We start from the raw sequence: 11,042 nt of genomic DNA, 5'->3' as shown, positions 1-11,042 counted from the left end.
TGACGTCTTACTTAGAAGCTTATACGACTATTATCTAAATGATCGCCATTAGTTACTTTAAAACCAGTGACCGATTCTTGCAGTGCCGCCGCCATTTCGCTCAACTCACCGATAGAGCGTGCAGTTGCTAGCGTACCAGACGACGTTTGCGAGGTGATATCTTGAATAATAGTCATAGTATGAGAGATGTGCCCAGCGGAATTAGCCTGTTGCTGCGCGGCGTTTGAGATATTTTGAATCAAGTCGGCCAAGGTGTTAGACACCTTCTGTACTTCTTCTAATGCTTCACCGGCGTCTTGTGCTAAACGCGCACCGCGTACCACTTCGGAAGTCGTTGATTCCATCGACATGACCGCCTCATTGGTATCCGCCTGAATGGTCTTCACCAGAGTTTCAATCTGCTTGGTCGCATTAGCTGAACGCTCGGCGAGACGTTGAACCTCATCAGCAACCACCGCAAATCCTCGACCCGCCTCGCCTGCCATCGATGCTTGAATAGCCGCGTTCAAGGCCAAGATATTAGTCTGATCCGCAATATCACTAATCAAGCCAACGATGTCGCCAATTTCCTGAGAGGATTCACCCAGACGTTTGATACGCTTTGAGGTTTCTTGAATCTGATTACGAATGACGTTCATGCCTTCAATTGAGCGCTGTACGACCTCCGCCCCATTATGAGAGATAGCAACTGAGCGCTGAGCCACCATAGCAGACTCCGCAGCGTTATTTGAAACTTGATCAATAGATATCGTCATCTCATGAATCGCCGCTGATACTCCAGCGATTTCTTGCGCTTGGTGTTCAGAGGCTTCAGCAAGCTCAATAGCACTCATCTGGGTTTGCTCTGAGGACTGTGACACGCGGTTAGCGGTACTATTAATGACCAATACTAGCTGACGCAGTTGGTCAATCGCAAAGTTCACTGAGTCAGCAATGGCACCAGTAAAGTCTTCTGATACCGTAGCATTGACTGTCAAATCACCTTCCGCCAGATCGCCTAATTCATCAAGTAAGCGCAAAATTGCGATCTGGTTGCGCTCATTTTCTTCTTGGATTTGGCGAGCGCGTTCAGACTCTGCAGCGGCTTCTTGCCGGCGACGCAGGGTTTCTTTTTCGATAAATAAACGCTCAGTATCACCACGATTTTTTAATAATTGATATAAGGTATATAACACTCCAATCAAGCTTAATAAAAATATTAAAGCAGGCCAAATAATGCCACTGCGCGATAAAATATCACGATCAACATCCGCTAGTTGTCTCTGGGTATTGATTGCCGTCTCCCCCAAGGCACGGGCATTTTCACGCGACTGAATAACAGGGCTATTTAAAGTGACGAGCTCGTCTGCTATAGGAGCAACTGATTGAGAGAAGGTTTGGGCAATGCTCTCTAACGCTGGTAATACCTCACCATAGTTTTGCTGCTGTACGCTCAAAGTTTGTGCAAACTCATCAGCTTGTTGTTTAAAGCCAGCGGGCGTACCATCAATGCCCCGCGTTATGTTATCTATTTCGCTATATAATCGTTCTGCACGTAGCGCTTGGGTTTGCATGTCGCTGACTGCAGCGGCAGGCAGATTGGCAGCGACGGCTTGTTCTGTCGCTTGCCGATAACCCTCTTGTAGCTGTTTAACAGCACTGGCAACATTGTCTTTTAGGTCTTGTAGGGCATTAATATCGTTACGATGGCTTAAGACGTAGTCTATTTTTTCTTTATTTGCCTGCCACTGGGTCTCAAACGCACCAAAAACTGCTTGGCTGTCGGTAGCATTTTGCTGTGCGGATGTGAGCGCTACTTGGTAGCGTTCAACGTTTGTCTGTAAAGCATTATAAGCACTAGCACTCACTTTGACATCCTGTGAGAAAGTCGCATCGCTAACGTTTTGTACGATATTAGCGGCGCTAACTTCTAGCTGGTTTACATCACTCAAGTAGTTACTTACCGTTGACAATGAATGGATTAGCCAAATCAAACAGGCCACGCTCACCAAGGCAAAAAACCCTAATAAAACCTTCCATATATCATTAGGGCCTTTAGTATCTGGTGTTTTATTTTTCGTACCAGCTATAAGACTTTTCGTAACTTCCCTCATCGTGCTTATTCCCTTTCTAAACAGTCGTCTCAGTAGCGTTCTAACCGAATTTAACCATTACTATTATGCCAATAACAGCTGTCAGTAGCGCTTATATGCAGTACTATCAATTATTATTACAGGGTCGTTATAATCAACAATTTTTTATTATAGGTGGTTATATCGCAGCATCAATATAGCGAGGATCTCGCACCAGTAGACTGGGCATAAAGATGAACCAGTCTTGTTGGTTTTTAAAAAACTTACCATGACTATAAGGAGCAAATGGTGACTGACTGTCGATAGCTTCTGCTCGATACTGACCGCGATTAAACGGTTCAATACCCAACACTTGATCGACGAGTATTCCTGAAAACACGCTATCATTATCGATGACAATGACTTTACGCTGACTCATTTGCGGCATATGACTGGCAACCTGCAAAAACTGAGACAGATCGGTCAATGGCAATAAACGTCCACGAATATTAGCGATACCCAGCATCCAAGGCTGCACCAACGGCAAGGTAGTATACTCAGGCATCATCAGTATCTCTGATATTTCACCCATAGGTGCCACTAATCGCTGTCCACCAACCTCAAAAACCACACCTTGCCAATCGGATTTCTGCCCTCCTTGATGACCAGTTTTACGCGCGCGTGCCATGTCAGCCAAACGCAGAAGCTCAATGAATCCTCTGGAAGCCACAAGTTACTCCATAACTTTGCGAATAACGTTAATCAGAGCCAACTCGTCGACCGGCTTGGTCACATATTCTTTAGCACCTTGACGCTTACCCCAAACCCGATCAGTTTCCTGATTTTTGGTGCTGATCATGACCACAGGAATATGAGCAGTCGCTTGATCTCGAGTTATTTTACGAGTAGCCTGAAAGCCATTCATTTCAGGCATGACCACATCCATCAATATCACATCTGGTAAATGCTCAGCTGCCATCTGACACCCTTGTTCACCATTGCTCGCCTCTAACACTTGATAATTATTCTTAGCGAGTATGTCATGAAATTTTGCCATTTCAGATGGCGAGTCGTCAATGACTAAAATAGTAGTCATGAGTGTTCCCCTTATTTACGGATAATATCCGTCAAGATATATAATTCAAGCCGGCTAATGAGCTCATTTAGAACCATAACCAATATATTTTATAAATTTGTGCGGCTAATTTGCTACGCCCAGCCTAAGTGTCGTCTTTATATCTGTTGGCGATAATGACTAATGGCTTCAAACAGCTCGTCTTTGCTGAATGGCTTGGTCAAATATTCATCAGAACCGACAATACGCCCACGCGCTTTATCAAATAAGCCGTCTTTTGAGGACAGCATAATTACTGGCTTATTCGCATAATCAGGGTTATTTTTGATCAGTGAACAGGTCTGATAACCATCTAAACGTGGCATCATAATATCGACAAAGATGATATCGGGGTTATGATCGACAATCTTAGCTAACGCATCAAAGCCATCAATGGCAGTAACCACTTCACAGCCAGCTTTTTGTAATAAAGTCTCTGCTGTACGACGAATGGTTTTTGAGTCATCAATAATCATGACTTTTAGGCCCGCAAAATTATTTTCCATTATTATTTTCCATTATTATTTTCCATTATAGTTATTTTATGAACAATTATTTATTATTGTCACTATTTTTGATGCTTACTGTTGATTATTATTTTGAGCTGTAAAATAGCTCTTATTAAGATTTTGGTAGCTATTGGCTTTGCCGTATGAGCGGTGGCGCTAACTGTCATTACCTATTGCCGCTCTCCATGATAGTAAAATTTTATTAAACATCAAGTTATCATAGGCTACTATACGCAATTTATCATTAATTATCTTAGTAAACTCAGCAGTCAACATGACATTGCAGCCTAATAGCAGTGAGGCTTCATAGTAATATTACTTGGTAAAAATATGCTGAATTTAGGATATAAATACATCAGGCTATTTTGTAACGATGGTTTTAGCCCAACTCACTATATTTCCCCAGCTATTTAACGGGCTGAAGGCTAGAATTATCGTGTTCAAGACCAGGTTAAACCATCATTGAAAATATCTTGCTGACCCTGTTCTTGCTGACCCTGTTGCTGGTGTTTTCACAGTGTTGCTACTACCTACTCTCACTATCTATAGTGGCGCCTTAATAGTTAGCTATTGCGTTGTAGTTCCACCTGGTCTTATTTCACTATATAATAAAAAGACGTCTACGATGGTGATTGGTATGAAGTTCTTTATGTCTTGCAAAAATAGTGCTTATTTATTAAGTATTTTGCTGCTTGTTGCCTGCCAGCCGCCGGCACCTGCTGATGAACGTCATACTATTCCTAAGAATGAGGCCATAGACACACCCTTTGTTATTAGTGCTGATAGCGTGACCATGACACCTGAGCATATTTTAAATATAAAGCCCTCACGTTATCAGCCAAGCCTTGGACTACAGGGCAATATTGAGCCTGTCAAACAGACACAACTTATGGCGGCACGCGCACTCAAGGTAGAACAAGTATTGGTCAAAAAAGGCCAATTGGTAGAGAAAGGTGCGCCATTATTAATGGTACGGCGCCAAATTGACACTGGCGAACCGCACACAGATGCTAATGAAACAATCATCAAAAAATCCGACTCTGTAAACGCCACTACCAAAAAATCAAACAACACTGCAGCTACTGATAACCAAGCAGCAAACCAAAATACTATAAATAGTGTCATAAGCAAAGACCACTCATCATCAGAACCATCGAAGCAGTTACCCAATGCTCAGCCAGACAATAAAAACAACACTAACGCCAACCAAGCTACTGAGCTAACAACAGACCGCAACCGTACTTCTGAATCCGTTAACCCTCAATCTACTCAGTCTAAATCTAATATTAGCCCCCGTATCACTGCGGCTGATAATATTACAGACGATGGGGCAAATTCCGAAAATTTATCTCAACTCATAATCATACGTGCCAGTTTTTCAGGGCGGGTGGATACCTTATATGCTCAAGCTGGACAGAAATTTGACCCTCGTGAGCCCTTGTTAACCCTTAGCGATGACACCGACCTACATTTTATTGCTACCTTGCCCCTCCAAGCTAAACCGCAGCTATCAGTTGGCCAAACGGTGAACTTCACTGCCCAAGGTTTGTCAGAGGTATTTACGGGTCAAGTCAGTGATTTGGTGGCTAGTGATCGGCTGTTAGTCTATGTACACGTGGTGGAAAATGAGGCTAGCCGCAATACTCTCAAACCAGATATGTTTGTCACAGGCCGAGTCAATTATGGTCAGATAGAGGTAGGTGCTGTTGTTCCTGAACATGCGCTTCACGATGTCGACTTGACCACGTTACAAAAACCGCCGTATCAGCCTCTGACACCATTAGCCGCTAATGTATGGATTATTAAACAGGACCAACGCCTAGCGCGCCAGCCTATTGAAGTGATCAATTATAATCCCAGTACAGGGCAGTATTTGATCGCAGGCATCAGCAATGACAGTCTGATTTGTTTGGCTGACTTGCCGATAGAGTCTGCTGGCAAAAAAGTCGTCGTTTCTTAATAAGTTTCGTTGTAGATTGTAGTTACAGTTACATTATGTAGAAACATTAACAAAGCAGGTCTTGTTTAATAAGGTCTTATTTAGGCAATATAGCTCTATTATTAGGCTATACAGTGAGTTACTGCCTTGCTAATCATTGAACCCCAGCTGTTGCTCACGACATAAAGAATAACAAGCGCCTATAACTATAATGCTTACAACGCTCAGCTTTTTGTTTAATATTTTACAAATAGCCACTTTTACATAATAATTGGTTTTACTTTAGCAAGAGCAGTTCTGTTTTGAGGTATAGCTAACCCTTTAACCCACTATAACGACCACTTGAGGACGAATCATGAGCAAGCAAATTCTACTAATTGAAGATGATCCAGATCTAGCAGAACTAATCAGTGATTATCTGTCCATGAATTACTACGATGTGCATCATGCCGGACTCGGACAAGAAGGTCTTGATATTTTAGAGACTAAAGAGCGCAATATTGATCTAGTAGTACTGGACTTAATGCTACCTGATATGGATGGCATGCAGGTTTGCCAAAAAATTCGTGGCAATAAAAACAACATGACCAATAAAGTCCCTATCATCATGCTTACCGCCAAAGGGGATACTACGGATCGCGTACTGGGCCTAGAGATGGGCGCGGATGATTATATGGCCAAGCCTTTTGAGCCACGTGAATTGTTGGCACGCATCAGATCAGTTATTCGCCGTCATGAGCAGCCCAATCAAGCTGATAGCCAGTCGGATAGTTTAACTTTTGGCCGTTTGAGTGTCTTTCCTGATAGCCATGAAGTGACTATTGATGAGCAGTCGGTGCGTTTGACCACGCATCAGTTCCAGCTACTGCATTACTTTGCCACTCACTCGGGTAAGGTGCTGAACCGTGAGCAGCTATGGCAAGCGATGCCAAACGACGACAGTTCAGACAATATTGACCGCGCTATTGATGTCCATATTTCACGTCTGCGTGCCTTGATTGAGGACAACCCACGTCAACCAAAACGCATTATTACGGTGCGCGGGGTCGGTTATCAATTTGCGACGGACCAAGTTTAATCAAGCAAGAACAACTGATTAACAAAAGTTAGAATAAGTATCATTGCCACTATTGCTAGCCAATGGTATAAATTGATCTGAGCGTATGATAATAGAGATTGTTTAATGCAGCAGCTGGGTTTTCGCTCCGTATTTGCCAAGCTATTTGCCAGTGTTATGCTGGCACTTATTTTGTTCGCGGTAGCGATGGTGCTCCTCACGCAATTGGTACATGACAAAGATGCGGGTATACGCTCAGAGGTAGTCGCGACACAGATTTTGGGACAGATAGACCCTTTTTTACACGAGCTAAACATCGCTATTGGTAAGGACAATCGTCTACAAGCTCGCTTTATGCTGGCGGTAGTCAAAAAAAGCTTTGATATCTTTGATGAATCATTGCAAGCAAAAATGGGCTTATATGACAGTGAGGGTCATCTGCTCATGCAAACAGACAATAGTGATTTACCGCTAAAGCTACCAGCAAGCCCTTCTCTATTATCGCGTGTTTTTCCCTCGTTTTCAGACACCCCGACTATTCAGCAATCACAAGTATATAGTAGCACCGGCTATACCCTACTTTATGAATCACGCATGGTTCCCAAAAGCCCGGTACTGTCCGCTGCACTAAATCTATTTACCGGTACCTTGCTATTGCTGATGATTATGGCGGGTGTGCTGTGGTGGATTGCTCGCACCATGACTTGGCGTCTCAACCAGATGAGCCAGCAAATGACTCAGCTTGGCGACGGCGACTTTACCGTGCGGGTTAATGCACGCGGTAATGATGAAATTGCGTCCCTGGCCCGCGGGTTCAACCAAGCAGCACAAAAAATTGAACACCTTATCAATGCTAATAACTTGCTATTGGCGCATGCTTCTCACGAATTGCGCACACCCATCACCCGCATTCGTTTGCAAATTGAAATGATGGATATGCTTACCGTATCCATGCCTCTGGATACCAAGGCTAAATTCGATAAGCGAGCCCAAGCCGTTAATCGCGACTTGTCAGGACTCAATGACTTGGTCGAAAGTATTCTGTTGGTCAGTCGGTTAGATGCCGGTCATGTTATACAGCAAGTTGAGCGCTTAGATTTGTACGATTTGGTCAATCAAGAACGCCAGCACTATTCTGAGGCGACTCTAATCGGTGAGCATATTGCGATTGAAGGTCAGTCATCAATGTTGACTCATTTAATTCGTAATCTATTAAATAATGCCATGTTACATGGTGTACCACCGGTGACCGTCTTGCTCTATGGTGTACAAACTATGGATGAGGCAGGTATCGTACCTGATTATCTGTTGCAATCAATACTGTCCAGCAGTTTCGTTGATTACAATGACATAGACTATCATTATTACGATGAACTGATGAATGAGAGCAATCACTATGAAGTCGATGCTAACGGCCAACGGGTTAATATACAGTCTGATACTGAAGGTTTAGGCACCGTCGATTTAGAAAACTCAGACGAGGTAGCGGCACTATCCGCACCTGTTATTTATCGAAACGGCAAAACTTTAACCAGTGTTGATGATAATGATGACCACAAAGAAGCGAATGCTGCGACTGAAATGACTACTGAACAACATACTAAGAGCGATCAACCATCACTACCAGTCAATGAAACGCCCAAAACTACAATAGATATTTCACTTAGCAGAAATTATAATAAATTAACCACAGATTTGGCAGAAAAAATTAAAAAGGTCATTTGGAATGTGGTGCCAGATGCACCCACCGACGATCGCAACAACCACAACGCTCATATTAACCCAGAACCCTCTAATCCCATCAACGCGACCGTAAAACCTACGGATATTAGCCTCGATGATGATGATAAGAGTAGCAAGACCCCTCCTAAAAATGATAGTAAATCTAAAACTGATAGCAACTCTGACAATGACAGTAATGCCAAAAGTGACGCAGCTACTGCTCCGCGTAGAGAAAACTTATTTACCAAGCATCTAAAAAAGTCTAAAGCTGAAACCTCGCCCGTGCTGCCGAAATATGCCGTACTGGCGGTAATTGATGAAGGTGACGGTATTCCTGAAGACAAACGCGAAGAGATCTTTAGTCCATTCGTACGTTTGCAGCAAAAAAATAAGGGCTCAGGCCTAGGCTTGTCCTTGGTTGCACAAATTGTTGCGACTCATCAGGGTCGTATCATTACGGATACTATTAACGGTCATACTAGATTTTTAGTTGTGATTCCAGTCAAATATGACGCTAATCGTAGCTACCAAGACAGTCAGCTGTAGCCAATAAACAGCCTGTATTGTCAACCGTTTGGTATGCTTGGTTCAACATGATCTATTCTTTCCGTACAGTTAGCTAAAGCAGACCAGCAGCGCACTCGTTGTTTACTTATTAAGAAAATTGGCGTCTTAAAATAACGGCGCTAGTATAGTTTTAGCCCCTATTTATGTCTCTGGAAGCCTCAGAAACTGGGCTCAAGTACCTCTCCTCTATAACATGACAATAATGCTGTTAGTGGCAATATTGTCATAAGCTTGTCACGGATGTGCATATCCAAAGCGCTTAATAATATGCTATATTACGGCCCCTTATTATATTGATATTGCCTTTGATACTGTTATCGCGCAATCGCATATTTAATTTTTCAACCGCTATTTTATTACTAATATTTCGAGCCTTCCATGAGTGACATGATCGTTCTAAATGACGTGACCAAAAGCTTTTTAAGCGACCGATCGATAAAAAACAAAGACGGTAAGCCACATCGGTTTACTGCTGTTGAGCCGACGTCGTTGTCTATACAGCAAGGTGAAATCTTTGGTTTAATGGGCTATTCAGGGGCAGGGAAGTCTACCTTACTGCGGCTGATTAACTTACTTGAGCGTCCTGATAGTGGTCAGGTGATTATCGATGGTACAGATTTGACCCAGCTATCTGCTAGTGACTTGCGTATTGCACGGCATAATATGGGTATGATTTTTCAGCAATTTAATCTAATGTCCAATCGCACGGTATTTGATAACGTGGCGTTCAATTTGACGGTTGCAGGCTATCCTAGCCGCGATATCCATAAGCGAGTAATGGACTGTCTTGAGATTGTAGACTTGATTGATCGTGCCAGCCACTATCCTGCACAGCTATCAGGCGGACAAATGCAGCGCGTGGGTATTGCACGTGCTATTGCGCCAAGCCCAAAGGTCTTGCTCGCTGATGAGCCCACCAGTGCACTCGATCCTGCTACGACCCGTAGCTTGTTAACCTGTCTGCGTGATATTAATGAGCAGCTTGGGGTCACTATTGTCATTGTCACCCATGAGATGAGCGTCATTCGCAGGCTGTGCCACCGTGCCGCACTATTGCACCAGGGGCAACTGCTCGAGGTCGCAGATATTCGTGATGGACTGATTCAAGCAACCACCCAGATTGGCCAAGGTTTAGTACAAGAAGACTAATGAGGCAGGAGAAATAAACATGTTGACTGGTGCTGAATTATCCGCCTCAATAGGTAAACTGATTGCGCTGCGTAAAGAAATTTGGCAAGCATCTTTTGATACCTTTATCATGCTCGGCATCTCGACCACAGTCGCTATTTTGATTGGTGGGCTATTTGGGATATTCTTATTTTTATCTAGCGATCGGCAATTTTTACAGAACAAGACGCTATACGGTGTGCTCGGTAGCATCACTAACTTTATGCGCGCCTTCCCGTTTGTCATTCTAATGATTGCGATGAGCCCCTTTACTAAAATCCTCGTTGGCACCGGCATCGGACCTATCGCCGCCTCTGTAGTGCTAGCGATTGCTGGTTCGTTTTACTTTGCCCGCTTGGTGGAGCAAAACTTGCGTGAAGTGCCACGCGGTATTATTGAAGCGACTGAATCTATGGGTGCGCGCCCTTTTACCATTATCAAGGTACTGCTGAATGAGGCGCGTTCAGGGTTGGTGCTATCGGTCACTATTCTTTGTATCAGCTTGCTGTCTTATTCCGCGGCCGCTGGTATGATTGGTGGCGGTGGTCTTGGTGATTTGGCGATTCGTTATGGTTATTATCGCTATCAGACTGAAGTTATGGTATTTATCGTCATTATGCTGTCAGTCATGGTGATATCGATCCAAGCCTTTGGTAATTGGCTGGCGACTCGATTGGATAAACGTTAACTTGTTAGATAAATGCCAAACACCACTATAGGCCTTCAGTCGCTTATATTCACCACTGATACCTATCAGTTACCTATCGATTACCTAGTAATGGATACGATTGATGAATAAAACTCAGGATTCAGCGCCTATTATTCCTGTGTATAATGCTTGACTTTATAACTGAGTAAGTTTACTTTTAACACTAATTTAGCATTACTTAACATAGCAGCATTACTACTGATAATG

Annotated in this window: 9 protein-coding genes; 5 read left to right on the top strand and 4 right to left on the bottom strand. The window is 43.3% G+C overall.

Going from position 1 to position 11,042, the window contains the following annotated elements; genetic code table 11:
* Positions 1-11: 11 nt before the first annotated feature.
* The 4 genes from RCH20_RS01995 to pilG all read right to left on the bottom strand — a co-directional run bounded on the left by RCH20_RS01995 (position 12) and on the right by pilG (position 3,671).
* Entirely contained in the window at positions 12-2,093 is a 2,082-nt protein-coding gene (locus tag RCH20_RS01995) for a methyl-accepting chemotaxis protein (RefSeq protein ID WP_327192399.1), read from the bottom strand.
* A 157-nt stretch (positions 2,094-2,250) separates the two neighbouring features.
* Positions 2,251-2,781: a chemotaxis protein CheW gene (locus RCH20_RS01990; protein ID WP_209956413.1), complete on the bottom strand. Its 531-nt coding sequence runs from the start codon at positions 2,779-2,781 to the stop codon at positions 2,251-2,253.
* Between the two features lie 3 nt (positions 2,782-2,784).
* On the bottom strand, positions 2,785-3,147 hold the full coding sequence (locus tag RCH20_RS01985) for a response regulator (RefSeq protein WP_209956412.1): 363 nt from the start codon (positions 3,145-3,147) through the stop codon (positions 2,785-2,787).
* A 137-nt stretch (positions 3,148-3,284) separates the two neighbouring features.
* Positions 3,285-3,671: a twitching motility response regulator PilG gene (gene pilG / locus RCH20_RS01980; protein WP_209956411.1), complete on the bottom strand. Its 387-nt coding sequence runs from the start codon at positions 3,669-3,671 to the stop codon at positions 3,285-3,287.
* A gap of 652 nt (positions 3,672-4,323) precedes the next feature.
* Between pilG and RCH20_RS01975 the strand changes: the two genes are divergently transcribed.
* From RCH20_RS01975 to RCH20_RS01955, 5 genes are all read left to right on the top strand, one after another.
* Positions 4,324-5,634 (top strand): efflux RND transporter periplasmic adaptor subunit, encoded by a 1,311-nt coding sequence (locus tag RCH20_RS01975; RefSeq protein ID WP_327192398.1) that lies wholly within the window; start codon positions 4,324-4,326, stop codon positions 5,632-5,634.
* A 334-nt stretch (positions 5,635-5,968) separates the two neighbouring features.
* A complete protein-coding gene (locus RCH20_RS01970) occupies positions 5,969-6,691 on the top strand; it encodes a response regulator transcription factor (protein ID WP_209956409.1) in 723 nt (240 codons plus the stop codon).
* 105 nt (positions 6,692-6,796) lie between these two features.
* On the top strand, positions 6,797-8,938 hold the full coding sequence (locus RCH20_RS01965; protein WP_327192397.1) for a sensor histidine kinase: 2,142 nt from the start codon (positions 6,797-6,799) through the stop codon (positions 8,936-8,938).
* 399 nt (positions 8,939-9,337) lie between these two features.
* Positions 9,338-10,108, top strand: coding sequence for a methionine ABC transporter ATP-binding protein (locus tag RCH20_RS01960; protein ID WP_209956407.1), 771 nt, complete (start codon positions 9,338-9,340; stop codon positions 10,106-10,108).
* A gap of 19 nt (positions 10,109-10,127) precedes the next feature.
* Positions 10,128-10,814: a methionine ABC transporter permease gene (locus tag RCH20_RS01955; RefSeq protein ID WP_442793082.1), complete on the top strand. Its 687-nt coding sequence runs from the start codon at positions 10,128-10,130 to the stop codon at positions 10,812-10,814.
* Positions 10,815-11,042 lie beyond the last annotated feature (228 nt).

It is taken from the genome of Psychrobacter sp. PL15 (assembly GCF_035984995.1).
Taxonomy (GTDB): Bacteria; Pseudomonadota; Gammaproteobacteria; order Pseudomonadales; family Moraxellaceae; genus Psychrobacter.
This window is presented reverse-complemented; position numbering and strand designations above follow the sequence as displayed.